Source organism: Flavobacterium chungangense LMG 26729, from assembly GCF_000735715.2.
Classification (GTDB): Bacteria; Bacteroidota; Bacteroidia; order Flavobacteriales; family Flavobacteriaceae; genus Flavobacterium; species Flavobacterium chungangense.
The window spans coordinates 81773-107508 of the sequence record NZ_JASY01000002.1; the positions used below are offsets into that span (position 1 = coordinate 81773).

At 31.8% G+C, this 25736-nt stretch carries 25 protein-coding genes; 21 read left to right on the plus strand and 4 right to left on the minus strand.

Going from position 1 to position 25736, the window contains the following annotated elements; translation table 11 throughout:
- Window positions 1-10: 10 nt before the first annotated feature.
- Window positions 11-1564 (minus strand): hypothetical protein, encoded by a 1554-nt coding sequence (locus JE46_RS03425; protein WP_031453863.1) that lies wholly within the window; start codon window positions 1562-1564, stop codon window positions 11-13.
- A gap of 154 nt (window positions 1565-1718) precedes the next feature.
- The gene (locus tag JE46_RS03430) at window positions 1719-2771 is read right to left on the minus strand and encodes a ferredoxin--NADP reductase (protein WP_031453864.1); all 1053 of its coding nucleotides are present in this window, start codon (window positions 2769-2771) and stop codon (window positions 1719-1721) included.
- Window positions 2772-2901: 130 nt separating this feature from the next.
- Here JE46_RS03430 and JE46_RS03435 point away from each other — a divergent pair, with 130 nt between their 5' ends.
- From JE46_RS03435 to JE46_RS03540, 21 genes are all read left to right on the plus strand, one after another.
- Window positions 2902-3237, plus strand: coding sequence for a PadR family transcriptional regulator (locus JE46_RS03435; protein ID WP_031453865.1), 336 nt, complete (start codon window positions 2902-2904; stop codon window positions 3235-3237).
- 11 nt (window positions 3238-3248) lie between these two features.
- Window positions 3249-3929 carry a hypothetical protein gene (locus JE46_RS03440; RefSeq protein WP_031453866.1) on the plus strand — a complete coding sequence of 227 codons (681 nt, stop codon included), beginning with the start codon at window positions 3249-3251 and terminating at the stop codon, window positions 3927-3929.
- Window positions 3930-4087: 158 nt separating this feature from the next.
- Complete coding sequence (locus JE46_RS03445) at window positions 4088-5548, plus strand: DUF5687 family protein (RefSeq protein ID WP_031453867.1); 1461 nt, start codon at window positions 4088-4090, stop codon at window positions 5546-5548.
- Between the two features lie 83 nt (window positions 5549-5631).
- Window positions 5632-6327: an ABC transporter ATP-binding protein gene (locus JE46_RS03450; RefSeq protein WP_031453868.1), complete on the plus strand. Its 696-nt coding sequence runs from the start codon at window positions 5632-5634 to the stop codon at window positions 6325-6327.
- 88 nt (window positions 6328-6415) lie between these two features.
- Window positions 6416-9037: a type IX secretion system periplasmic lipoprotein PorW/SprE gene (porW, locus tag JE46_RS03455; RefSeq protein WP_031453869.1), complete on the plus strand. Its 2622-nt coding sequence runs from the start codon at window positions 6416-6418 to the stop codon at window positions 9035-9037.
- A gap of 2 nt (window positions 9038-9039) precedes the next feature.
- Window positions 9040-9438 carry a bactofilin family protein gene (locus JE46_RS03460; protein ID WP_031453870.1) on the plus strand — a complete coding sequence of 133 codons (399 nt, stop codon included), beginning with the start codon at window positions 9040-9042 and terminating at the stop codon, window positions 9436-9438.
- Window positions 9419-9640, plus strand: a complete 222-nt coding sequence (locus JE46_RS03465; protein ID WP_031453871.1) for an AtpZ/AtpI family protein — start codon at window positions 9419-9421, stop codon at window positions 9638-9640. The genes JE46_RS03460 and JE46_RS03465 overlap by 20 nt, the downstream gene beginning before the upstream one ends.
- Entirely contained in the window at window positions 9640-10023 is a 384-nt protein-coding gene (locus JE46_RS03470) for a hypothetical protein (RefSeq protein WP_031453872.1), read from the plus strand. Before JE46_RS03465 ends, JE46_RS03470 begins: the two co-directional genes overlap by 1 nt.
- Before the next feature lie 133 nt (window positions 10024-10156).
- Window positions 10157-11332: a F0F1 ATP synthase subunit A gene (gene atpB / locus JE46_RS03475; RefSeq protein WP_083480841.1), complete on the plus strand. Its 1176-nt coding sequence runs from the start codon at window positions 10157-10159 to the stop codon at window positions 11330-11332.
- A gap of 40 nt (window positions 11333-11372) precedes the next feature.
- Window positions 11373-11573, plus strand: a complete 201-nt coding sequence (atpE, locus tag JE46_RS03480) for an ATP synthase F0 subunit C (protein ID WP_031453874.1) — start codon at window positions 11373-11375, stop codon at window positions 11571-11573.
- Between the two features lie 81 nt (window positions 11574-11654).
- Window positions 11655-12146 (plus strand): F0F1 ATP synthase subunit B, encoded by a 492-nt coding sequence (locus tag JE46_RS03485; protein WP_031453875.1) that lies wholly within the window; start codon window positions 11655-11657, stop codon window positions 12144-12146.
- Window positions 12147-12150: 4 nt separating this feature from the next.
- The gene (gene atpH, locus JE46_RS03490) at window positions 12151-12684 is read left to right on the plus strand and encodes an ATP synthase F1 subunit delta (protein WP_031453876.1); all 534 of its coding nucleotides are present in this window, start codon (window positions 12151-12153) and stop codon (window positions 12682-12684) included.
- Window positions 12685-12722: 38 nt separating this feature from the next.
- Window positions 12723-14300, plus strand: coding sequence for a F0F1 ATP synthase subunit alpha (gene atpA, locus JE46_RS03495; RefSeq protein WP_031453877.1), 1578 nt, complete (start codon window positions 12723-12725; stop codon window positions 14298-14300).
- An 85-nt stretch (window positions 14301-14385) separates the two neighbouring features.
- A complete protein-coding gene (gene atpG, locus JE46_RS03500) occupies window positions 14386-15246 on the plus strand; it encodes an ATP synthase F1 subunit gamma (RefSeq protein WP_031453878.1) in 861 nt (286 codons plus the stop codon).
- An 854-nt stretch (window positions 15247-16100) separates the two neighbouring features.
- Window positions 16101-16547, plus strand: coding sequence for a GNAT family N-acetyltransferase (locus JE46_RS03510; protein ID WP_031453880.1), 447 nt, complete (start codon window positions 16101-16103; stop codon window positions 16545-16547).
- A 724-nt stretch (window positions 16548-17271) separates the two neighbouring features.
- Window positions 17272-18732, plus strand: coding sequence for a lipopolysaccharide biosynthesis protein (locus tag JE46_RS03515; protein ID WP_031453881.1), 1461 nt, complete (start codon window positions 17272-17274; stop codon window positions 18730-18732).
- A gap of 26 nt (window positions 18733-18758) precedes the next feature.
- The gene (gene dut, locus JE46_RS03520) at window positions 18759-19193 is read left to right on the plus strand and encodes a dUTP diphosphatase (protein WP_031453882.1); all 435 of its coding nucleotides are present in this window, start codon (window positions 18759-18761) and stop codon (window positions 19191-19193) included.
- A gap of 77 nt (window positions 19194-19270) precedes the next feature.
- Window positions 19271-20287: a sugar phosphate nucleotidyltransferase gene (locus JE46_RS03525; RefSeq protein WP_031453883.1), complete on the plus strand. Its 1017-nt coding sequence runs from the start codon at window positions 19271-19273 to the stop codon at window positions 20285-20287.
- Between the two features lie 31 nt (window positions 20288-20318).
- Window positions 20319-21668 (plus strand): tetratricopeptide repeat protein, encoded by a 1350-nt coding sequence (locus JE46_RS03530; RefSeq protein ID WP_031453884.1) that lies wholly within the window; start codon window positions 20319-20321, stop codon window positions 21666-21668.
- Between the two features lie 7 nt (window positions 21669-21675).
- On the plus strand, window positions 21676-22452 hold the full coding sequence (locus tag JE46_RS03535) for a DUF4292 domain-containing protein (protein WP_031453885.1): 777 nt from the start codon (window positions 21676-21678) through the stop codon (window positions 22450-22452).
- 23 nt (window positions 22453-22475) lie between these two features.
- Window positions 22476-23750: a murein hydrolase activator EnvC family protein gene (locus JE46_RS03540; RefSeq protein ID WP_031453886.1), complete on the plus strand. Its 1275-nt coding sequence runs from the start codon at window positions 22476-22478 to the stop codon at window positions 23748-23750.
- Window positions 23751-23832: 82 nt separating this feature from the next.
- On the opposite strand, the gene JE46_RS03545 is transcribed toward JE46_RS03540, so the two are convergent.
- Window positions 23833-24777 carry a transglutaminase family protein gene (locus JE46_RS03545; protein WP_031453887.1) on the minus strand — a complete coding sequence of 315 codons (945 nt, stop codon included), beginning with the start codon at window positions 24775-24777 and terminating at the stop codon, window positions 23833-23835.
- 4 nt (window positions 24778-24781) lie between these two features.
- Entirely contained in the window at window positions 24782-25723 is a 942-nt protein-coding gene (locus JE46_RS03550) for an alpha-E domain-containing protein (protein WP_031453888.1), read from the minus strand.
- Window positions 25724-25736: the final 13 nt, after the last annotated feature.

Genomic DNA, 25736 nt, shown 5'->3' on the forward strand with positions numbered 1-25736 from the left:
TAATTTTGTCTCATCTTTTATAATAAGTTCTAATTAGATTTTTAAATTCATCAATTTTTCCATTGTTAAAACGATAAGAATAATTGTGACTTGTTTTTATAGCCTTTCCATTTAAAAAAGCAGGTTTATATACAGCGGGAATATTTTTAATTATTTGCTCAAGTTCATTGCAGATTAATGGGTTAGGAGCTGTTGCTTTTACGTTTATAATATTACCATTGGCATCTATTTGAAAATGACAACTAATTCGAATGATACCTGTTAATGTAGTTTTATGCCGTATATTATTTTTAAAGTTTCCAACAACTATTTCTTTAATATTTTGATCTAAACAATCGGATAATTCTTCCGGGCTTTTGGATTTCCCACAATTTTTATCAAATATTGGTGGAATAAAAACGGTTGGCTTATCTGTACTTTTAATAGTTTTAGTATCAAATCTTTTAACGATAATGGGATATCTGTAAGACTCTAAAATATTTGTAGATCTAATATTTAATTTTTCGAATGAATATTTTTTAAAGATTTCAATAAGTCTGTTATTAAGCTCTGGTAAATTCGAATTTGTTTTAATATTTATTGGGTTTCCATTTTTATTAAAATTAAAACTTAAATAAATATCTCGTTGTCCTGAAGGAAAAACAACTTTTGTAAGTTCTTCTGGGTTTAAATAGTTTTTAAAATGAATGGCTAATTCACTATTTAGATTTAATAAGGTATCGATTAATTTTAAATTTTCTTCTTTGTATTTTAAACTTTCTTCTTTGTATTTTTCATCATTAGTATCTATTTGAAGACTCACTGTTGTTTTGTAAATAAAATGTATTGGTTTACCATTACGAGTCGCCGGAATCTTAACTTTTGGAAATAAGCCAACTACTCGATTTAATTCCTTTGTCAAACTATCTGTTGGTGCTTTGCAATCTATTTGTTCAATAATTCCTTGCTCATTAATTAAGAATTTGACCTCTAAATTTATCATTCCTAATTGTTTCGATTTCTTAATTTCAATAGGAGATATTGTATTGGCAACATGTTCTGAAATTTGTTTATTAAGACAATTGTATAGTTTATATTTATCTTTACACGATTCGCAATCTTTAACAATAGGAATTCTGTCATATACTACATGAGTGCTGCAATTAATTACCATTTTATCACCTTCTGAAGAAAGTATTTGTAATACGTATGTATTAAGAGGGCTTTTTTCAGAAATATTTAAATCCTCAATATCATAATTCTTAAAAGCTTCCTGAATGCATTTATTTAATTCTGAATAAGGCGAATTTACAATGATGTTTTTTATTTTATTTTGTTCGTCAAATCTAAAAGTTAAAGAAATAGTTTTCAGGCTTGTTATATTATCATTAGTCTTGTAAGTATCGTAGCCATTAACTAATTTGGAACTGATTTGTTTTTCAAAATATTTGGAGAGTTTATTTGTTTTATTAGGCTTTGCATAAAAAGCAAATTCTTCATATTTATCGTTAAAGGCTTTATAATCAGTTTGTGAGAAACAAATAGCAGAGTATAAGGAGCATAATAAAAACAGAAAGGGTTTCATAGATAGTATAATTAAAGGGCTAAATGTATGAAATCACTTTGTAATTTATTGAAAATTGATAAATGAATTTTTGAAAAAGATGTAAAATCAAAAAAAATCCCAAAATCTAACTTTAAATTGGATTTTGGGATTTTACCATTTGTGATTTTACCTTCTAGACATCATCAAAATCCACATAAATAGTTTCAGAAGTTGGATGCGCCTGACAGCTAAGTACTAAACCGTCAGCAATTTCCTTATCGGTTAAGATTGAGTTTTTTGTCATTTCGGCACTCCCTTGAGTTATGCGGCAAAGACAGCTACTGCAAATTCCGCCCTGACAAGAATACGGAGCATCAATTCCTTGTTTTAAGGCTGCGTCCAGAATAGTTTGTTTTTGAGACATTTCGAAAGTAACTTCGTCATCATCAACCAAAACAGTAATTTTTGTATGTCCTTCTAAGGAAGTTTTTATTTCGTGTTCTTGAGATGAGGTAGTAAAAAGCTCAAACTTAATAGCAGAGTCTTTTACGTTTTTCTCTTTTAAAATTCCGGAAACCGTATTGATCATTTCTTCCGGACCACACAAATAAAACTTATCAAATTCCAGTTCCTTGTGTTTATTGTTCAGCACAAAATTTACCGCCGATTTGTCGATTCTTCCAAACAAAGCATTTTCAGCTTTAGCCTGACTAAATACATAATGTATGAAAAAACGTCCTACATATTTTAGCTGCAAGTCGTGTAATTCCTGGTGAAAAATAGTTTCTTCAGGAGTTTTGTTTCCATAAACCAATACAAAAGTACTTTTTGGTTCACTTTTTAAAACAGATTTTATGATAGAAAGTACAGGAGTAATTCCGCTTCCGGCAACAAAAGCTGCGTAGTTTTTTTGTCTTTCAGCATCTGGTTCAAAAGTAAATTTTCCTTCAGGATGACCCACTTCAAGAACATCTCCGGCTTTTAATCTGGTATTGGCAAATTGCGAAAACAAACCATTTTTAACTGCTTTTATAGCAATTCTCAATTCGCCGCTTTCAGGTCCTGAGCAAATAGAATAAGCACGACGAATTTCCTGATTATCAAGAGTTAATTTTAAATTTATATATTGTCCGGCAATAAATTTATAATCTGGTTTTAGTTCTTCGGGAACATTAAAAAGGATTGAAACAGCATCAATAGTTTCGCGTTTTACCTCTTTAATTATGAGTTTTAAGAATGAAGGCATGATATGATATTTTATGCAAATATACTAAAGACAAAATGTTTCCTGAAAACAAAAAGGCTGAATTTAACATACATAAGTTATAAATGTATAAGTTTCTTATGTATATTTGTTTGTCAAATTTAAGATAAAAATGAAAAACTCACAATTATATAAAGGTAGTCTTAACACCATAATAATGAAATTACTAGAAGAAAATGGTAAGATGTATGGTTACGAAATTACCCAAAAAGTAAAATTGATTACAAATGGTGAACTTAATATTACCGAAGGTGCTTTGTACCCGGCTCTTCATAAATTAGAAGCCGATGGTTTGCTGGATGTTGAAATCGAAAAAGTAGATAATCGTATGAGAAAATACTACAAGCTGACAGAATCAGGGCAAAAGGAAACCATCAACAGATTGACAGAATTGGAGAATTTTATCAAAAACATGCAAACTTTAGTAAATCCTAAACTTGAATTTTAATTTTTGGAAACATGAAATTAACCCTCGAACAAATTGCAAAAATAGACGAAGCCTTAGTGTTAAACGGAATTATTTATGAGGATATAAAATTAGAGATGACAGACCATATTGCTTCTGAAATCGAGTATGAAATGACCAAAAATGCAACTGATTTTGAAATTGCTTTTAAAGAAGTTTTCAAAAATTGGAAAGAGCAATTTAAACTAAAAACCTATGGCGTTTGGCTTGGAAATTATTCAGGGGCCAAAATTTTTATGGATAGATTTTTACAATTTACTATAGATGAATATAAGGCAGGATTTTGTTTATTAGTAATTTTTATGATTCAGAAAGCATTAAATTTTGATTTAATGTTTACAGATGATAGCGCAAATTTTACAATAATAGCTTTGAAAGCTTTACTGTGTATTGTTTTTATAATAACAGTAACAGGAAGAATTATGCTGAAAAAACATCAATTTAAAACCACTTTTTCAGAAATATTTAAGCGTAGATTTTATTTAACAATTGTTTATTTTTTTGGATTTATTCTGGGAGCTTTTCCTATTTTACCATCTTTAGAAAACAACTATAGTGACAGTTATTCAATCTTTCTGGTTATAATTTTTATATTTTATAATTTGAATAGTTTTCGACTAGTAGCAAAACATTTCAAAATAAAGAAACAATTTGAAAAGAGTTTTGCAAGCTAAGATTTTGTAACATTTGATTTTACGTATTCGTTCAGAGATTTTTAATCTAAAATTTCAGCTCACGGTTTGTAATTTGGTAAGAAGTTTATCAGCTTCAAAATATTTTGTAACGTTTTCTTACATTTGATTACATACTACGAAACTTAAACCAAATAACCATGATTAAAAAGTTTATTTATCTCGAATGGAAAGCCTTTACAAGATCGGCATCGTTTGGTGCTAATTTAGCAATGAAAATCCTGATAGGTTTTTTAATGGTCTATTTTTCCATCATTTTTGTCGGAATGGGAATAGGAGCATTTTACATCCTAAAGAAAATGAATCTCGAACCCTTACTCACAGTCAATAAATTTTTGATTTATTATTTTTTATTCGATTTAGTAGTTCGATTGTTAATGCAGGCAATTCCGGTATTAAATATCAAGCCATTACTGGTTCTGCCTTTCAAAAAACCAACGATTGTCCATTTTTCATTAGGTAAAACAGCAATATCATTTTTTAATTGGGCACATGCTCTCTTTTTTGTTCCTTTTTCGGTAGTACTTATTATTGAAGGCTATGATGTTTTGGGAATTCTTTTTTGGCTGATAGCTGCTTTTTCCCTAGTATACATCAACAATTTTTTGAATATTATTTTGAGTAATATCGATAAATTATTCGTTGTTTTTATCGTACTCACATTGGCTTTAGGTGCTGCACAATATTATAAATTCTTTGATATTACGTTTTTTACCGGACCAGTTTTTCAGTCATTTTATGATGCTAAAGGATTATTTTTAATTCCGGTTTTGGTATTAATTGGCTTGTATATTTTTACATTCAAATATTTTAAGAACAATTTATTTTTAGATGCCGGCCTTTCTAAAAAAGAAGATATTGCTACAACTGAAAACCTTGTCTGGTTAAATCAATTTGGAACTTTAGGGACATTTCTAAAAAATGATATAAAACTCATTAAAAGAAACAAAAGATCCAAAACTACAATTTTTATGAGTATTCTCTTTTTATTTTACGGATTGATCTTTTTTGGAAATACGAATCAACCGGAAATCATGCATATTTTTGCGGGAATATTTGTTTCAGGCGGATTTATGTTTGTCTTTGGTCAGTTTGTACCAAGTTGGGACAGTTCATATTATCAGCTCATGATGACACAGAATATTCCCTATCGGGGATACATCACCTCAAAATGGTGGCTGGTTGTCATTGCTACTTTTGTTTCGACCATTTTAGCATCATTTTACCTTTTTTATGGATGGGAAGTTTATCTGACGATTGTGGTTGGTGCAATTTACAATATCGGAGTCAACTCGCATTTGGTGCTTCTGGGCGGGGCATTTACAAAAACACCAATTGACTTAAGTAATGCCGGAGGTGCATTTGGAGATAAAAAGGCATTCAATATAAACGCTATGTTATTGACACTGCCAAAATTATTATTACCATTAGGACTTTATGGGACCGGACTATATTTAGGAAACAAAACCCTTGGATTGCTGCTGGTTGCAGGTGCAGGAGTTTTAGGTTTTGTGTTTAGAAATACTGTTTTTTCTATAATTGAAAAAAGATATAAAATCGAAAAATACAGCACGATCAGCGCTTACAAACAGAAGAACTAATTAGCCAATTTGAAAATGTTTCAATTAGATAATTAGTTTTAATTGACAATTAAATAATCTTAATTCAAAAATCTAAAATTACCATGATACAAGTAAACCAACTTTCAAAAACATATAACGGAACAACAGTTTTAAACATAAACAATCTTGAAATTCCAAAAGGGCAAAGTTTTGGCTTAGTGGGAAATAACGGAGCAGGAAAAACTACTTTTTTCAGTTTATTACTAGATCTGATTCAGCCTTCAACAGGAAGTATTAGCAGTAATAATATTCAGGTAAACACAAGTGAAAACTGGAAATCTTTTACAGGTTCATTTTTGGACGAAAGTTTCCTTATTGGATATTTAACACCCGAAGAATATTTTTATTTTATCGGAGATTTGCGTCATCAGAATAAAGCTGATGTCGATGCTTTATTAGCCCAGCACGAGGAATTTTTTAACGGAGAAATTTTAAAAAATAAAAAGTACCTGCGTGATTTATCAAAAGGAAACCAGAAAAAAGTTGGAATTATAGCAACGCTTATTGGTAATCCCGAAGTAATTATTCTGGACGAGCCTTTTGCCAATTTAGATCCAACTACAGTAAGCCGGTTAAAAAAAATCATTAAAGAATTAGCTGAAAATCCAAACGTTACAGTTCTCGTTTCCAGTCACGATTTACAGCATACGGTTGAGGTTTGCGATAGAATTGTAGCTTTGAATAAAGGAGAAATTGTAAAAGATATTCAGACCTCAAAAGAAACCTTACAAGAGTTGGAATCGTTTTTTGCGGTATAAATTTCTATATTTCAAAAAGAAGCGTATTTTTACCAGTCATTATACTAAAAATCCTTTTTAGAAGTTAAATGATCTAAACTCTTTTCTATTGAAAAAGAATACGCTGAAATATAGTTTTCCTTTTGTTTTTTTGTTTTTTTTGATAGCCTGTTCTACCAAAAGAGATACTTTTTTGGCTAGAAACTCACATGCTTTGAGTACCAAATACAACATTTTGTATAATGGCGGAATAGCGTTGGATAAAGGATTGAAAACCATTCAAAATAACGATCAGGATAATTTTTGGGAAATGCTTCCAATCGAAAAAATGCAAATCGATGAAAGTATTTCTGAAAAGGAAAAAACCAAAAACCCCGATTTTGAACTGGCTGAAACAAAAGCAACAAAAGCGATTCAGAAGCATTCAATGAATATTGGCGGAAGAGAAAAAAACAGTCAGATTGATGAGGCTTATTTAATGCTTGGAAAAGCACGTTATTATGATCAGCGTTTCATTCCGGCGCTTGAAGCATTCAATTATATTTTATACAAATATCCAAATAGCAGTAATATTTATACCGCAAAAATTTGGCGTGAAAAAACCAATATGCGTTTAGGAAATGACGCAATTGTTATAAAAAACATCAAACTGTTATTGAAAAAAACAGATTTAGATAAACAAACATTTTCTGATGCAAATGCATTATTGGCAGAGGCATATTTACATTTAGAAGAAAAAGACAGTGCCGTTATCAAACTTAAAATTGCCGAAAAGTTTTCTAAAATAAATGAAGACAAAGCACGCTATCGTTTTATTTTAGGTCAGATGTATCAGCAAGCAGAAAAAAAAGACAGTGCTGTTTATTTTTACAATGGCGTAATCGATATGAATCGAAAAGCCGATAGAAAATATATGATGCAGGCGTATGCTAAAAAAGCGCAGATGTATGATTATGAAAGCGGTAATGATACTCTGTTTTTAAAGACTTATAACAAGTTAGTTGCTGACCGCGAAAACCGACCATACTATGATGTTCTGTTTTATGAAATAGGGGTTTTTTATGATAAAAAGAAGCAGCAGGAAAATGCTTTGGAATTTTATAATAAATCATTGTCAAGAAAATCGAAAGACTCTTATTTGATAGCATCGACTTACAGAAATATCGGTAATATGTATTTTAAGAATACAGATTATACAATGGCTGCCAAATATTATGACAGCACATTAATAAAATTAAACCCTAAAACAAGAGAGTTTGCCTTTATTGAGAAAAACCGAAAAAATTTGGACAATGTTATCAAATATGAAGCGATAGCAAAACGAAATGACAGTATTATTGAGGTAAAAAGCTTTTCGGATCCGGAGAGAAAATTATATTTTGAAAATTATATAGCAGAATTAAAAAAGAAAGATGAAGCGAAACGAATCTTAGAAGAAAAAGAAAAAGAACGATTAGCGAATATTGAACAAAACACTAATTCTAACAGTGCTCAGGAAGTCGTAAATACTCAATCAACAGGAAATAATTCGCCTGTTGGTATACCCGGAGGTTTCAATCCGCCAATAGAAAATGATGTTTCAAGTACTTTCTATTTCTACAACCCATCAACGGTAGCTTACGGAAAATTGCAATTCAAAAAAATGTGGGGCAACAGAGCATTATCAGGAAACTGGAGATTATCTGCTTCAAGATCAAATGAAGATACAGCCCTTAAGGATGAAATGAATAGGAAACAGGATTCGATAGATGCTTTGAAAGAGGTAATCGTTATCGAAAAGTACACAACAGAATTTTACGAAAAACAACTTCCAACAACTCAGATTGCTATGGATAGTATTGGTAAAGAGCGCAATTTTGCCTACTACCAATTAGGATTAATTTATAAGGAAAAATTTAAGGAGTACGATTTGGCCAGCAATAAATTTGAGCGATTGCTGCTTAATAATCCTGAAGAAAAATGGATTCTTCCATCGATGTATAATTTATATAAAATTTATCAAATTACAAATCCCGCAAGAGCCGAAAGGATAAAGTTTGATATTACTAATAATTATCCAAACTCGAGATATGCCCAAATTTTAGGCAATACAAATCCTGAAAGTGGTAACTTATCACCCGAAAAAGAATATGAAAAATGGTATAAATTATTTACAGATGAACAATATGATCTTGTTTTAGATAATATTGATAATTTGATTAACCAATTTTCAGGTGATGAAATTGTTTCTAAATTTGAATTGCTAAAAGCAAATACTTTGGCAAAAGCAAACGGTTTGGAAGCCTACAAAAAAGGTCTGGAAACAGTAGCGGATAATTATCCAAATAGTGACGAAGGTAAAAGTGCCCGAGAAATTTTAGAAAAACAAATTCCAGGCTTAGAAAAACTTGATTTTACCACAGTTGATGCAAAAAACTGGAAAATTGTATATCTGGTTTCTAACAGTGACACCAAAACCGCTAAAAAAATCGAAGAAGCTATTAAAGTTTTTTTATTAGTTGAAAATTTCGAAAGACTAACAACTTCTTTAGATAGATATAACAGGACAGAAAGTTTTTTTGTAATTCACGGTATTAAGTCAGAAGCTTATGCAAAAGATCTTTCGGAGCTTTTTCGTGAAGATAATAAGTATAAAATAACACATCCTGCAATTATTATATCAAGTGATAATTATAAAATAGTTCAGATGAAGAAAAATCTTCAGACTTATTTATCACCTAAAACTCCATAATTATGTTTGAAAAAGCAAAAAAAAGCGGCACAGAGCTTTTAGGAAAAACCAACAGAATTGTTGAAGGAACTTCTATTATTGGTGATATTGTTTCTAAAGCTGATTTTAGGCTGGATGGAGAATTGATTGGAAATTTTACGTCACAGGGCAAACTCGTTATCGGATCATCAGGAATTATAAAAGGCGATATTATTTGCCATAATGCTGATATTGAAGGAGAATTTCAGGGCAAACTAAAAGTTTTAGAAGTCCTTAATATAAAAGCTACTGCAAAAATTCATGGAGAAGTTGCGGTTGGAAAACTTTCTATAGAGCCAGGAGCAGATTTTACAGCTACTTGTACAATGTTGACACAAGCGAATCAAGTAATTATGTTGGAAGATGGAAGAGGAACCGAATAATAATAGAAGAAATAAATGGCTGGCATTTATTAATATTCCATTTCAAATGGGTATTATTATTTTTGCATTTTCTTATCTTGGGATGTGGTTTGATAAAAAATATTCAAACGGATCTTCTGTATGGACAATAATTTTATCTTTGTTCTCTGTTTTTTTGGCTCTTTATAATGTCATAAGACAAGTTAAAAATTTAAACAAATAATGAGTAGAACTGTAGATTTTATTAAGTACTTTGTTCCTTTTTCAATTGTATTGTTTGCGTCGCAATATTTAGTGATGCAATCCTTATCCTCACAATTTAATTTTTTTTATTCTGCCTGGAGTATTTATATGTTCAATGTTGTTGCTACTTTCGCTGTGTATTTATTGCTGATTTATGTAAACAAAACGTTTCCGACTTATACCGGATTTACTTTTCTTGGAGCGAGTCTTTTTAGAATGATGGCAGCTGTTCTTTTTTTAATTCCGTTTATAAAATCGGATGTGAAAAATCCAATTACAGATGTCAGCTCGTTTTTTATCCCTTATTTTTTATTTTTGCTTTTTGAAACCTATTTTACAATTCGATTAATTAATAAAAGTTAATTACTTCATTATTAAGTAAATCGTAATTTAAAAATGAAATATTAAAAATTATATCGATATATTTTCGATTTTCAATTTTATATGTACCTTTGCAAAAAATTTTTGAAACCTAAAATTAGATACAGATTTAATAATGATAAGTTCAAATAAACCAGTTCAGTACTTACTAGTTGCCTTATTCGCATTTACTTCGTCGATCAATTTCGCTTCAACTACTGTTGACAGTGCTTCTGTTGAACACGAAAATACTGCGGTAACAGAGGAGCATCATGGAGAAACAAGCAGTCATGTAGAAGGTGTTGGACACGAAATAGAAAAAGAATTTAATGCGAGTGAATTGATTAATTCACACATTGGAGATTCTCATGATTTCCATATTGCTGATTGGGACGGTCACCCAATTTCTTTTAGCTTACCTGTTATTTTATGGACTAAAAATGGATTGGAGATTTTTTCATCAGAAAAATTTCATCACGATAATTTAGGGCATCATGTTATTGATGTTAACGGTCAAAAATTAGTTCGTTATAAAGAAGTTATTTTTTATGCTGACAAATTTGGGCAAATGGCAGAAGAAGAAAGAGACAATGGAGCTTTTGCATTTGACGCGAGACCTTTGGATTTTTCAATTACAAAGAATGTATTCTCAATGTTAATGTCTGCAATCATTTTGTTTTTAGTGTTTTTTGCAGTAGCAAGATCATACAAGAAAAATCAAAATGCACCAAAAGGATTAGCAGGTTTCTTAGAGCCTCTTGTAACTTTTGTAAGAGACGAAATTGCAATACCAAATATAGGTACAAAAAAATACGCGAAATATATGCCGTATCTTTTGACTATCTTTTTCTTTATCTGGGTTAACAACCTTATCGGTTTAATTCCTTTTTTTCCATTCAGTTCTAATCTTACAGGAAATATCTACTTTACTTTCGTAATGGCATTTATTACTTTCGTTGTTACAACTTTAAGCGGAAACAAAAACTATTGGGGACATATTTTCAATACACCTGGAGTTCCTGTGTGGTTGGCACCAATTATGATTCCTGTAGAAATTATAGGAATGCTTACAAAACCTTTTGCTTTAATGATTCGTTTATTCGCAAACATTACAGCTGGTCACATTATTATTTTGAGTTTAGTTTCTTTGATCTTTATTTTTAAAACAGTTGCTATCGGGCCAGTTTCTGGAGCATTTGTTTTATTCATGAGTGTTTTAGAAATGTTAGTTGCTGCTTTACAAGCGTATGTGTTTACATTGCTTTCAGCATTATTTATTGGTCAGGCAGTAGAAGAGCACGATCATCATTAATTAGAGTTTTATTAATTATTAACTATATAAATTTATTATTATGGTATTAGCTGGAATCGGAGCTGGATTAGCTGTAATCGGAGCAGGTCTTGGTATTGGAAAAATTGGTGGTTCTGCAATGGACGCTATTGCTCGTCAGCCAGAAGCTGCTGGAAAAATCCAGACTGCTATGATTATTGCTGCTGCACTTATTGAGGGTGTTGCACTTTTCGCAGTAGTTGTTGCGTTAATCGCAAAATAATTAAAATCCAAAACTTCCTGCAGCGGTTGGCTTCAGGAAGTTTTTTTAAAAAAGACAAAACAATTTTAAATATATAATGTTATGCAATTAACTTCACCAGAAAGTTTAATTTTTTGGACAACAATTATCTTTATTGTTTTCTTCATTCTTTTGGCAAAATTTGCCTGGAAACCTATTTTAGGAGCTGTAAAAAGCCGTGAAGAATCTATCAACAATGCTTTGGCATCTGCAGAAGCAGCTCGTAGAGAAATGCAAAATTTAACTGCAGATAACGAACGTATTCTTCAGGAAGCAAGAATGGAACGCGATGCTTTATTAAAAGAAGCTCGTGAAATGAAAGAGCAAATCATTGCTGATTCTAAAAAAGAAGCACAAGAGCAAGGTTTAAAAATGATCGAGCAGGCAAAACATGCTATTCAAGTAGAAAAAAATGCAGCAATGGCAGATTTAAAATCTCAAGTATCTTCATTGTCTCTTGAAATCGCTGAAAAATTATTGAAAGAAGAATTATCTAACAAAGATTCTCAGGCTAAATTAGTTGAGAAAATGTTAGGTGACGTAAAGCTAAACTAAGATTATGGCAAGTACAAGAGCAGCAATTCGTTACGCAAAAGCAATTTTGGACTTGGCAAACTCTAAAGGTGTTGCCGAAATTGTCAATAATGACATGAAGTCTATTGCTTTGGCAATTGGCACTAATATAGAATTGAGTACATTTATTCTGAATCCAACAACAAAAGTTGAAATTAAGGAAAGTGCTCTTTTAGAAGTGTTTGCAAATACAAATGGAGTAACCAAAGGTTTATTTCATCTGTTATTTGAAAACAAAAGATTTGAAATTCTAGAAGCAATAGCTTTAGAATACAATAAATTATTTGATCAGAGTAATGGCATTGAAGTAGCAAAAGTTACGACAGCAATCCCAATGGATTCTGCTTTGGAAGCAAAAGTTTTAGATAAAATTGCAACATTATCAGATAAAAAAATAACAATAGAAAACATTGTAGATCCAGCAATTATTGGAGGATTTGTTTTGAGAATTGGAGATCAGCAATACAATGCTTCTGTTGCAAACAGATTACAAGTTTTAAAGAGAGAGTTAAGTAATTAGTTTTATTACACATAAAAGTGTCTAAATTATAAATTAAGATGGCGGAAATCAAACCTGCTGAAATTTCAGCAATATTAAGAAAGCAAGTAGAAGGTTTTGAATCTGGTGCTACGCTAGAGGAAGTAGGAACAGTACTTCAGGTTGGAGACGGTATTGCTCGTATTTACGGGTTATCTAATGTACAATATGGTGAGTTAGTTGAATTTGAAAACGGACTTGAAGCTATTGTATTGAATCTTGAAGAAGACAATGTTGGTGTGGTACTTTTAGGACCATCAACAGGAATCAAAGAAGGATCAACTGCAAAAAGAACACAACGTATCGCTTCTCTTAAAGTAGGTGAGCAAATGGTTGGACGTGTAGTTAATACTCTTGGTCTTCCGATTGACGGTAAAGGACCAATTGGAGGAACTTTATACGAAATGCCATTAGAAAGAAAAGCTCCTGGAGTTATTTTCCGTCAGCCGGTAACAGAGCCATTACAAACAGGAGTAAAAGCAGTTGATGCTATGATTCCGGTTGGTCGTGGACAACGTGAGCTTGTAATTGGTGACCGTCAAACAGGTAAATCAACTGTTTGTATCGATACAATCTTAAATCAAAAAGAATTTTACGATGCAGGAAAACCTGTATTCTGTATATATGTTGCAATTGGACAAAAAGCTTCAACTGTAGCAGGAATCGCTAAAATGTTAGAAGAAAAAGGTGCAATGGCTTATACAGTTATCGTTGCAGCTAATGCTTCTGACCCGGCTCCGATGCAAGTTTATGCTCCTTTCGCGGGTGCTGCAATTGGAGAGTACTTTAGAGATTCTGGTCGTCCGGCTCTTATTGTTTATGATGATTTATCTAAACAAGCTGTTGCTTACCGTGAGGTTTCTCTTTTGTTAAGAAGACCACCGGGACGTGAGGCATATCCAGGTGACGTATTCTACTTACACTCTCGTTTATTAGAGCGTGCTTGTAAAGTAATTGCTGATGATGGTATCGCTAAAAGCATGAACGATTTACCAGATTCTATCAAGTCTATCGTAAAAGGTGGTGGTTCATTAACTGCATTGCCAATTATCGAAACTCAGGCCGGTGACGTTTCTGCATATATTCCAACAAACGTAATTTCGATTACAGATGGTCAGATTTTCCTTGATGGAGATTTGTTCAACTCTGGGGTTCGTCCTGCTATCAACGTAGGTATCTCAGTATCTCGTGTTGGAGGTAATGCCCAAATTAAATCAATGAAAAAAGTTTCTGGAACTTTAAAATTAGACCAGGCTCAATTCCGTGAATTAGAAGCTTTCGCTAAATTTGGTTCTGACTTAGATTCTGTTACTTTAAATGTAATTGAAAAAGGAAAAAGAAACGTTGAGATCTTGAAACAAGGCTTAAATGATCCTTATACTGTAGAAAATCAAGTCGCTATTATTTATGCAGGTTCTAAAAACTTATTAAGAAACGTTCCTGTAAATAAAGTAAAAGAATTTGAAGTTGATTTCTTAGCTTACTTAAACAGTAAACACAAAGATACGCTTAACGCGTTGAAAGCTGGTAAATTAGATGACAACATTACAGATGTTATTGAAAAAGCAGCAAAAGAAATTTCAGCAAAATATAACTAATTTTAGTTGATGGTTGTTGGTTGATTGTTGCTGGGATAATTCCAATAACAATCAACTAACAACTGACAACCAACAACTATAATACATGGCAAATTTAAAGGAAATCCGTAATAGAATTACTTCCGTTTCATCGACGATGCAGATTACATCGGCTATGAAAATGGTTTCTGCTGCTAAGCTTAAGAAAGCACAAGATGCAATCACTGCAATGCGCCCTTATGCCGAGAAATTAACAGAGTTGCTGCAAAACCTTTCTGCTACACTTGATGGTGAAGTTGGAGGAGATTACACGACACAGCGTGAAGTAAAAAAAGTATTGCTTGTTGCTATAACTTCAAATAGAGGTTTATGTGGTGCATTCAATACCAATGTAATTAAAGAGATTAAAAACCGTACTCAGTTTTACGCAGGAAAACAAGTTGACGTTTTTCCTATTGGAAAAAAAGGAAATGATGTTTTAGCTAAATCTCATAAAGTTCACGGTCATCATAATGCAATCTTTGATCATTTAACTTTTGAAAATGTTGCTGCAATTGCTGATAAATTAACTGAAAAATTCTTATCAGGAGAATACGATAGAATTGAATTAGTTTACAATCAGTTTAAAAATGCTGCAACTCAAATTGTTCAGGTTGAGCAATTTTTGCCATTAGCTCCAATTAAATCTGATGTAGTGGTTTCTACAGGGGATTATATTTTCGAGCCTTCAAAAGAAGAAATCGTGTTAACTTTGATTCCAAAATCATTAAAAACACAATTATATAAAGGTATTCGTGATTCATTTGCTTCTGAACACGGAGCTCGTATGACAGCAATGCACAAAGCAACTGACAACGCAACTGAATTAAGAAATCAATTGAAATTAACATATAACAAAGCTCGTCAGGCTGCTATTACAAACGAAATCCTTGAGATCGTTGGTGGTGCTGAAGCCTTGAATGGATAATTAGATTCAAATTATAAATACAAAAAAGAGCCTGCAATCAAATGCAGGCTCTTTTTTTGTGTTTTAAGAATTCCCCATAATTCTTAAATCAAATTTTAAAATGGTGATTCCTGAGAATTCTTTCCCCAAGAATCAGTTCCATTTTAAAGATTGTCAGTGGAAATACCACTTTGCTTTGTCTTTCATGGGAACAAACTAGCTTTATAAGATCCCAATGCTCTGTTTTTTTTTAAGGGTTACATATCAGCTCTATCAATCCCTTGCTTTGTTTTTGTGGGAACAATATAGCTTTAAATCCCAGTGCTCCGTTTTTTTAAGGGTTACATATCAGCTGTACTCAATCCCTTGCTTTGTTTTTGTGGGAACAATATTAGCTTTAAATCCCAGTGCTTCGTTTTTTTAAGGGTTACACTCAGCTACGCTCAATCCCTTGCTTTGTTTTTGTGGGAACAATATAGCTTTAAATCCCAATGCTCCGTTTTTTTAAGGGTTACAATGCTCTGTTTTTTAAGGGTTACAAATCAGCTACGCTCAATCCCTATGCTTTGATTTTTTATGGGAGCCAATTAGCTTTATACACCCCAAAGCTCTGTTTTTTTAAAGGGTCACATATCAGCTGTATTACTCCCTGTGTTTATTACAATTTTTTTAATAAAAAACATTTGCTTTTTATTATTACAAATATTTAATTATATTCTTAATGTCACAATACCCACATTTAGTGATTTTTAACTTTATTTTTTAAAACGCTGCATTTAATTACCTAAACCATTATTTGTTACATTTATAGCTAATTAAGGATGATAATGAAAAGATTAGAAAACGTATTATTGAACAATCATATCACATTTATAATGAATTTAGAAATAAAAGAACTTACAACAATCAAAGAAATGTTAGTTCAAATCGAAACAATCAGATTTCTTTATCCAAAACTTTCATTAGAAAAATATGAAACATTTTTATCAGAAATGATAACACATAATTATATTCAGATTGCCGTTTTTGAAGATAATGTTTGTCTTGGAATTACAGGCTGTTGGTCAGGAACGAAACTATGGACAGGTAAATATCTTGAAATAGATAATTTTGTGGTGCATCCCGAATTTAGATCTAAAGGAATAGGAAAGCTGTTAACGGATTATATTGAAAAAAAAGCAATTGGCTTAGGTTGTAGCAGTATTGTTTTGGACGCTTTTACAGGTAATTTCCCGGCACATCGTTTTTATTACAACCAAGGTTTTGCACCACGAGGATTTCATTTTGTAAAGATATTGGACGAAAAAAAACTCACCCAATAGTAAACTGGCTGTTTTTTTTAAACTATTTGGGATATGTTAATCAGAAATTGAAATTATTGATGATACAATAAAAGAAAAAAGAGCCAGTATTTAACAGCTGGCTCTTTTAATATATTTAAAATTTTATTTTTCTAATATTACTTATAAAATGGTGATTCTCAATTTCCCCAAAAAAGTGAGAATCACTACCATTTTATAAAATTACTGGACAGATTATTATCTGCAATTGCTTTGTCTTTTATGGGAACAAACTAGCTTTATTAGTCCCAGTGCTTTCTTTTTTATAAGGGTTGTATTTAGCTTTACTCAATCCCTGTTTAGCAAATTTAAGAACAGAGTATAAAAAAAAGGTTACATAATTTTTAGTTATTTTTTATATATTTCACACGTTAAGAGATTTTTTCAAAAAAGCTACAAGAAAATTAAATAATGATAAATCAGGAATGACTTATTTTTTGATATTAATAGAATTGACAATTCAGATTTTATTAAAAGTAGTTAGTTTTCAATTAGATCTGTAATTGTTTGGATTCGTTGCATGAAATTTTACCGGACAACATCTAATAGAATTGTAAATGTTCTCCTAATTTTAATTCTGTTTTAAGAATATAAAAAAGATTAAAGTAATAAATTAGTGTAAAAGTGTTTTTATTGAACCTTTAAAACCATTAATAAACCAAAGAATTGGTTATTTTTGTTTTTGCAAACCTTATTATTTTTTATTTTGGGATTATATAAAAATCTATTCAAACAAACAGCTATTTATGGATTAGCTACAGTATTGCCCCGTATGCTAAGCTTTCTATTGGTTAGGTTATATACTGGTATTTTACCAACTGCTGAATATGGTGAAGTTTCGATTGTATTATCCTGGATGGTTTTCTTTAACGTAATACTTTCTTACGGGATGGAAACCGCTTTTTTTAGATTTTACAGTGCTGAGGATGATAAAAAAAATGTAATTGCAACAGCTACAATATCAATATTTTGGACTTCAATTGGTTTTTTGTTTGCAGCTTTAATCTTTAGAAATACTTTGGCCAATTTAGCTGAAGTTGATACACAATTTGTTACCTATTCTGTTTGGATATTAGTATTGGATGCTTTGGTTATAGTACCCTTTTCTAAACTTAGAGCTAATCAGAGACCAATGATTTATGCTGCTATTAAAATTGGAAACGTTATCATAAACCTTCTACTAAATGTATTTTTCTTATTGTATTTACCAAAACTTGCAACTGAAAATCCAAATTCTGTGTGGGATAATTTATATGTTGAAAATTTTCAAATAGCTTATATATTTATCGCAAATCTTTTGGCGAGTTTGGCAACATTTATTGTGCTTTCGCCGAATTATCTTTCACTTGGAAGAAGATTTGATCCAGTACTTTGGAAAAAAATGATGCAATATGGTTTGCCAATTTTGGTTGCCGGAATTGCATTTGCTGTTAACGAACATTTTGATAAAATTTTACTGGGTTATTTATTACCAGAAAATTTAGCAAAGTCAGAAGTAGGTGCCTATTCTGCCTGTTATAAATTAGGATTGTTTATGGTTTTGTTTGCAACAGCTTTCAGACTCGGTATAGAACCTTTCTTTTTCAGTCATGCAAAAAATGAAAATGCTCCGCAAACCTATGCAGTTATTACTAAATATTTTGTGATTTTGGGATCTCTCATTTTATTGGGTGTAATCGTTTTTGCTGATCTTTTAAAACTTCTTTTGCTTGATAATAAATCCTATTGGGAAGCTATGAAAGTAGTTCCGTTAATTATTCTGGCAAATTTTTTCTTAGGAATTTACAACAATTTATCTGTTTGGTATAAGTTAACAGATAAGACGAAAATAGGAGCTTACATTTCTATTGTTGGAGCAGTTATAACATTACTTTTAAATTATTTTTTAATTCCAAAATACAGTTATTACGGATCAGCGATTGCAACAATTTCAGCTTATGGAAGTATGATGCTGATTTCTTATGTTTTAGGAAATAAATACTATCCAATACCGTATGATATGAATAAAATTGGAGCATATTTAGGAATTTCAATTGTGTTTTCAGCGATTTCTTTTTATGGATTCGATGGAAATTATTTTGTTGGAATTCCGTTATTACTTTGCTTCATGTATTTTGTTTATCATAACGAAAAAGAGACCATCAAAGGAATTATGAATAGAAAGTAATTTACTTTTTAATTTTTTAGACTAAAATGAACATACAAATTATCAATAAATCACAGCACGATTTACCTAATTACGAAACAATTGCTTCGGCAGGAATGGATTTGCGTGCTAATTTAACAGAATCAATAACGCTAAAACCATTAGCAAGAACAATAGTTAAAACAGGACTTTTTATTGAATTGCCAATAGGTTACGAAGCACAAGTTCGTCCCAGAAGTGGTTTGGCTGCAAAAAAGGGTGTTACCGTTTTAAATTCTCCAGGTACTGTTGATGCAGATTACAGAGGAGAAATAGGGGTAATTTTAGTAAATTTATCTAATGAAGATTTTGTAATCGAAAACGGTGAGCGAATTGCACAATTGATTATAGCCAAACACGAAAGAGCTGAATGGATTGAAGTTCAGCAATTATCTGAGACTTCAAGAGGTGAAGGCGGGTTTGGAAGCACAGGAGTAAAATAGAAATTTAATAATTTAAAGTTTTGATAATTTAAGGATTCAACGGCCTTTTTTTCAATCTTTAATCTCAATAAAAAAATATGAAAATAATAGTTCCAATGGCGGGTCGCGGGTCAAGGCTTCGTCCACATACTTTAACTGTTCCAAAACCATTAATTCCAGTTGCCGGAAAATCAATCGTACACCGTTTGGTCGAAGATATTGCTAAAATTTTAAAAGAACCAATCGAAGAAGTTGCCTTCATATTAGGTGATCAAGCTTTTTTTGGACAGGATTTAGTTGAAAGCCTGGAAGAACTGGCAGGAAGTTTAGGCGCCAAAGCATCTATTTATCGTCAGGATTTGCCTTTAGGAACCGGACACGCAATTATGTGTGCTAAAGATTCTTTGTCAGGACCGGCAGTAATTGCGTATGCAGACACTTTAATCAGAGCCGATTTTGAATTGGATCCGGCTGCTGATGCTGTAATTTGGGTAAAACAAGTAGATCAGCCAGAAGCATTTGGCGTTGTAAAATTAAACGCTAATAATGAAATTATTGAATTGGTAGAAAAACCAAAAGACTTCGTAAGTGATTTAGCAGTTATAGGAATTTATTATTTTAAAGAAGTTGGCGATTTGAAAAAAGAACTTCAGGGGGTTTTGGATAATAATATTCAAAATGGTGGAGAATATCAAATCAATGACGGTATTAAGGCAATGATGGCTAACGGAAAAATTTTTAAAACCGGAAGCGTTGACGAGTGGATGGATTGCGGAAACAAAGACGTAACAGTCGAAACCAATACCAGAATGTTAGGGTTTTTGCATAATGATGGAGAACATTTAGTTGATTATGATGTAACTTTAGAAAACTCAACCATTATTCCGCCTTGTTATATTGGAGAAAACGTAGTCTTGAAAAATGCAACAGTGGGGCCAAATGTATCATTAGGAAAAGGAACACGTGTTGAAAACAGTACAATCAAAAATAGTTTGATTCAGACAAATTCTCATATAAAAAATGCTGATTTGAATAATGCAATGATTGGAAACCATGTTAGTTATGATGGTAAGTTTACCAGTATCAGTATTGGTGATTATTCTGTTTTAGAATAAGATAGTAATTTTTAATGAAATTATGTAAAGGATGAAAAGAAGGGTTGTAGTATTTTTATTTATCGTTTTTCTTGGCAGTTCGGCTTTGGTTTCAGCACAGACTGAACCGGAAGATACTGCTATGGCTACAGATGAATACCAGGACTCTTTTTATGAATCATTAAAACAGAAAGGAATTGAAAATTATGACAAAGCAATTGTTTCGTTAGAAAAATGCATTAAACTAAAACCCAATGATGCGGTTGCTTATTTTGAATTAGGTAAAAATTATTTAAAGCTAAAGGATTACCAAGCGGCTCAAAATTCGTTTGAAAAAGCGACACAATTAGATCCAAAAAACAAATGGTACTGGTTGGGGATTTATGATGTAAGTTATGAAACCAAAAATTATTCTTTAGCAATTGAAACGATTCAGAAAATTATTCCTTTTGACGAAGAATATAAAGATGATCTGATTTCGTTGTACATGATTACTAATCAATTTGACAAAGCGCTTTTGACGATTAATGAAATGAACGATAAGTTCGGAAAATCTGAAGATCGCGAAAGATATAAATTGCAGATTTTATCTCAAGGAAAACATCAGAATGTTGAAATTGATAATTTAATCAATCAGATTAAACAAAATCCCAAAAAAGAATCTAATTATGTAAATCTGATTATTTTATATTCACAATCAGAAGAAACGGATAAAGCTTTGGAAGTTGCAAAACAATTGGCTAAGGAAGTCCCATCATCAGATTGGGCGCAGGTAAGTTTGTTTAAAGGATATATTGATAAAAATGAGGGAGACAGCGCAATAAAATCAATGAATTTTATTTTATCCAATCCAAAAATTGACTCGAAAATCAAGCACAGAACGCTGAATGAGTTTTTGATTTATGTGAATAAAAATCCTCAGTATGCTTCAGATTTAGAAAAAGCTATCGGTTATTTTGACAATGATCCAAATGTAGATGTTGCTAAAGAAATTGGAAAATTTTATCACAACAAAGGTCAATATGAGAATGCTATTAAATATTATGAGAAAAATTTAAGCGCCCGCTCAGATACAGATCGTGAAACTAATTTGCTTTTGCTTGAAGTATATACCCTCGCTAAACAATTTGAACCAATGACCAAAAGAGCGATGACCATGATTGAGGTATATCCAAGTCAGCCGCAATTTTATTATTATGCGGGATTAGGAAATAATCAATTGAAGCAATTTAAGAATGCAAAAACCGTTTTAGAAATGGGACTTGATTATGTAGTAGATGATAAAAAGATGGAAGCAAATTTTAATATTCAGTTAGGAGAGGCGTACAATGGATTGGGAGATGCTAAGAAAAAAGAGGAATACTTTTTGAAAGCAAATGAGTTATTAAAACAAAAAAAGTAAAATTTAGATGAAAAAATATATAGTAATAATGTTGGCAGCAATCTTTATGATTTCCTGTAAAACAAAATCGGCTGCTGTACAAAATAATAATACCGAAACGCCAACTAAAATTGATAATAAATCAATAGAGAAGCATTACGAGAACAAATTAGATTTTTCTACTTTATATATCAAGGCAAGTGCAAAATATGTTGATGAAAAGCAAAGCCAAAATGTTACTGCCGAAATTAAAATCAAGAACAATGAACAAATTTTAGTAAGTGTTCGTTTTCTGGGGATTACTATGGCAAAAGCATTGATTACACCTACTGCCGTAAGTTATTATGAGAAAATAAATGGTACTTATTATGAAGGTGATTTTACAAGTTTAAGCAAATGGCTTGGCACAGAACTGGATTATACTAAAGTGCAAAATTTATTAGTTGGAGAAGCTTTAGACGATTTAAGAAAAGGAAAATATACGCAAACCATTGTAGAAAACCTTATTCGTTTAGAAGATGAAAAAGCAACGAACCTGAAAAAGAACTTCTTTTTGGAGCCGGAAAAATATCTGCTGCAAAAAGAACAGATTTCGCAAGCTTCAGAAAATATGATGTTAGAAATTAAATATTCTGATAATAAGGTTTTTAATCAGGGGACGCTTCCAACCAGTATTGAAATTAATGCTATTCAGCCAAAAGGTAAAACAGATATTAATTTAAATTATAATAGTATTTCGTTTAATGAAGAACTTTCTTTTCCATATAGTGTTCCAAGTGGCTATAAAAAAATTATAATTAAGTAAATTTGCAAAAAGATATCAGAAAGATGCCAAAATTTCTCCTAAGCCTAATTTTTATATGCGCCACAACTTTTGTGTGGGCACAGGATTCGCAACAAGAAAAACTTGAAGAGCGAAAAGCTCAGATTCAGCAGGAAATCCGAGATAATGAAAAAATGCTCCAGTCTGTAAAGAAAAAAGAAAAATCAGCGGTTAATGTTTTTTTGATTCAGCAAAACAAAATCAAACTGAAAGAGAAGTTGATCAATACTACAGCGAAACAAGAAAGACTTTTAAGCAATGATATGTATATTAATCAATTGAAAGTAAATAAGCTTAAAAGAGAATTGGCCGTATTAAAAGAAGATTATTCTAAAATGATTCTTAAATCATACAAAAGCCGTTCTGAACAAAGCAGGGCTATGTTTATTTTATCTTCGGAGAGTTTTTTACAGGCATATAAAAGAGCACAATATTTAAAACAATACACCAATTTCAGAAAAAACCAAGGGTTAGAAATTCAATCTAAAACAGCAGAATTAGTTGATTACAATGCGAAACTGAATGGTCAACGACAGGTAAAGAAAAAGATAATTGCTGAGAATCAGAAAGAAAAACAAAGCTTAGAAGTTGAAAAGAAAGAACAACAAAAGCTAGTTAATTCGATTAAAAAAGACAAGAGTAAAATTATTGCTGATACTAAAGCAAAGCAGAAAGAATCTAAAGCAATTGATGCAAAAATTAAGCAGTTGATTCGTGCAGCTATTGCTGAAGCAAATAGAAAAGCGGAAGAAGAAAGAAGAAAGCGAATAGCAGAAGGTAAAGCCACTGAAAGCAGCGAACCAGCTCCAGCTAAAAGTTACTCATCTGATAGAATTGCATTAACACCAGAAGGCAAAATTTTAGCAGCTGACTTTAAGGCAAACAGAGGAAAATTACCATGGCCGGTAGAAAAAGGATTTATATCTCTTGGTTACGGAGATCAGCCGCATCCACTGTATTCGTCATTGACTGTTCATAATTCCGGTGTAGAAATTACTACTGAACAAGGAGCAACAGCGCGTGCCGTATTTGAAGGAGTAGTGTCAAAAGTTATAGCATTATCTCCTGTAAACAGAGCTGTTTTTATTCAGCATGGAGATTATTTCACCGTTTATCAAAACCTAAGTTCAGTATCTGTTGAACAAGGTGATAAAGTAAAAGTTAAACAAAGTATTGGAAAAGTAAGAACAAGTGGTGACACAGGAAAAACAATCATTAAGTTTTTGATTCTTCAAAACACATCAAATAATAACCCTGAAGGATGGTTACAAAACAGATAAAAAAAAGGAGCTTCATCGAGCTCCTTTTTTTATCTGTTTTGTTAATTAAGATTTTGCTATTGAAATTTGTAACTTGATATTGTCATTGCTGTTGCTGTAATTGATCCATGTAATTTAATTGCTCCTGCACCCTTGATGAAACTTCCTGTAATTGTACATCATTTATTTCTTCAAAATGCCGCCCGTCTTCATATCCAATAGAAACACATACAGACAGCGTTTGTCTGGCCAGACCTTTAAAAGTTCCTTTTATGGGTGTGCAATCGCTAAAATTTCTCCCTACCGAAAGACGAACATGATTGTCCATTGTCCAGATATTATTAGTTGGATCTAAACCCAGCCAACCCTGAGTTTTGGTATAAATTTCTACCCATGCATGCGTAGCGCCCTCACCTCGAAGCCCACTTTCATTAGGACAAATATAACCACTCACATATCGTGACGGAATACCGGCTGTACGTAAAAGATGTAATAGCACATGGGCAAAATCCTGACAAACCCCTTTTTTAAGCATTAAAATTTCATCAACAGTAGTTTCAATATTGGTAATTCCTTTGGTATAGATAAAATGTTCAAAAACATACGTATTGCACTGTTGAGCAATTTCAATTATAGATTTATTTTCTATACCTATTTTTTCTAATATGCTTTCAATTTCTGTTTGTTTTTCAATTTTATCGATGTAGCAAAGGCGTAATAATAAAATACTTTTTTCTTTTTCAGCCTGAATATCTTTCACGGAAGTGGAATCCATTTCGGGAATTTTAAGGGAATGATTTACCCTGACCAGCATTCGGGATTCAATGGTCATTTCGGTATGAGTGTCTAACACATTAAAATTGCCAACACGGTTTCCATAATAATCCTGAGAGATATCAACGTTAGGTGCATGAGTAATTAAAAGCTGATATTGCAATACTTCCTGGTTTTCAAAATGATGAGGAAACAAACGTATTTCGTTAATACTTTCTTTTATAGGATAATTATATTGGTATTTTGTAAGGTGAACTATTTTAAAAAGCGCCATATTATTAAGTGTAAGAAAAGAATAATTTTGAAAAATCGGTCGAAAACTGAATTAACTGGTTTTTGGTATTTCGCAAAACATCCTCTAATTCCTGATTGGTCAGGTGTTGATAATCTGTAAATTCAATATAACTTTTCAACCGTCCAAACTGGTTCATCAATGTTCGCGCTTCACTTAAATTCGTGTCTTTAAACAAACAATCCAAGTAAGTATTAATGAAATCCAGGGTATAGATTACAGAGTGTGCAAAATCCATATTAAAAATTACCTGATGTATCACTTTTCGATTATGAGAAATATTACTGTAACTTTTCAGATATAATTCGTATCCCGAAAGTGACAACAGTAATCTTCGCCAATACATCAGATCTTCTTCGCCCTCTAGATTGTAATTGATTGGAGCAAAGTAAGCCTGAGTCATCGATATAGTTTGCAGGCATCTTTCGATATGTTTGCCAATACTCGAAAAACACCAGCCTAAACCACGTGGCATAGTTACCTGAAGGATTCCGTTGTAGAGCAATAAGTCCTTATTCAGTTTTGTGATTACGCTTAAGGCATCAGAGGTTTCGAGTTTTTTGGGTAAATCAGGAGAGTTCATAAAATGATACATCGAATTAATGTGCTCCCACAATTCTTTGGTAATTTTATCCTGAGAACCTCTGGCATTTTCTCGTGCTTTAATGACTAAGTTTTTTACCGAATTGTCATTCTGGTTATCACAAATTATATATTTCAAAACATGAGGTGTGTCATATTGTATGGAGTGAATTTTAGCCTTTGACAAACTCGTGTAATATTCTAAGAGCGGTTTGTAGCCCTGAGAATCGTTAATTTCTTTATCGAAAGATAAAATATAGGAAGTGTTTAAGGTAAGTAACATTCCGTCTGTTCTTTCCATGTACCGGTTAAGCCAAAACATTCCATCAGCAACTCTACTAAGCATATCTTTAATTTTT

Coding starts and splice junctions, on each gene's coding strand:
- JE46_RS03425 (WP_031453863.1), bottom strand. CDS start 1,564: ATGAAACCCTTTCTGTTTTTATTATGCTCCTTATACTCTGCTATTTGT.
- JE46_RS03430 (WP_031453864.1), bottom strand. CDS start 2,771: ATGCCTTCATTCTTAAAACTCATAATTAAAGAGGTAAAACGCGAAACT.
- JE46_RS03435 (WP_031453865.1), top strand. CDS start 2,902: ATGAAAAACTCACAATTATATAAAGGTAGTCTTAACACCATAATAATG.
- JE46_RS03440 (WP_031453866.1), top strand. CDS start 3,249: ATGAAATTAACCCTCGAACAAATTGCAAAAATAGACGAAGCCTTAGTG.
- JE46_RS03445 (WP_031453867.1), top strand. CDS start 4,088: ATGATTAAAAAGTTTATTTATCTCGAATGGAAAGCCTTTACAAGATCG.
- JE46_RS03450 (WP_031453868.1), top strand. CDS start 5,632: ATGATACAAGTAAACCAACTTTCAAAAACATATAACGGAACAACAGTT.
- JE46_RS03460 (WP_031453870.1), top strand. CDS start 9,040: ATGTTTGAAAAAGCAAAAAAAAGCGGCACAGAGCTTTTAGGAAAAACC.
- JE46_RS03465 (WP_031453871.1), top strand. CDS start 9,419: ATGGAAGAGGAACCGAATAATAATAGAAGAAATAAATGGCTGGCATTT.
- JE46_RS03470 (WP_031453872.1), top strand. CDS start 9,640: ATGAGTAGAACTGTAGATTTTATTAAGTACTTTGTTCCTTTTTCAATT.
- atpB (WP_083480841.1), top strand. CDS start 10,157: ATGATAAGTTCAAATAAACCAGTTCAGTACTTACTAGTTGCCTTATTC.
- atpE (WP_031453874.1), top strand. CDS start 11,373: ATGGTATTAGCTGGAATCGGAGCTGGATTAGCTGTAATCGGAGCAGGT.
- JE46_RS03485 (WP_031453875.1), top strand. CDS start 11,655: ATGCAATTAACTTCACCAGAAAGTTTAATTTTTTGGACAACAATTATC.
- atpH (WP_031453876.1), top strand. CDS start 12,151: ATGGCAAGTACAAGAGCAGCAATTCGTTACGCAAAAGCAATTTTGGAC.
- atpA (WP_031453877.1), top strand. CDS start 12,723: ATGGCGGAAATCAAACCTGCTGAAATTTCAGCAATATTAAGAAAGCAA.
- atpG (WP_031453878.1), top strand. CDS start 14,386: ATGGCAAATTTAAAGGAAATCCGTAATAGAATTACTTCCGTTTCATCG.
- JE46_RS03510 (WP_031453880.1), top strand. CDS start 16,101: ATGAATTTAGAAATAAAAGAACTTACAACAATCAAAGAAATGTTAGTT.
- dut (WP_031453882.1), top strand. CDS start 18,759: ATGAACATACAAATTATCAATAAATCACAGCACGATTTACCTAATTAC.
- JE46_RS03525 (WP_031453883.1), top strand. CDS start 19,271: ATGAAAATAATAGTTCCAATGGCGGGTCGCGGGTCAAGGCTTCGTCCA.
- JE46_RS03530 (WP_031453884.1), top strand. CDS start 20,319: ATGAAAAGAAGGGTTGTAGTATTTTTATTTATCGTTTTTCTTGGCAGT.
- JE46_RS03535 (WP_031453885.1), top strand. CDS start 21,676: ATGAAAAAATATATAGTAATAATGTTGGCAGCAATCTTTATGATTTCC.
- JE46_RS03540 (WP_031453886.1), top strand. CDS start 22,476: ATGCCAAAATTTCTCCTAAGCCTAATTTTTATATGCGCCACAACTTTT.
- JE46_RS03545 (WP_031453887.1), bottom strand. CDS start 24,777: ATGGCGCTTTTTAAAATAGTTCACCTTACAAAATACCAATATAATTAT.
- JE46_RS03550 (WP_031453888.1), bottom strand. CDS start 25,723: ATGCTTAGTAGAGTTGCTGATGGAATGTTTTGGCTTAACCGGTACATG.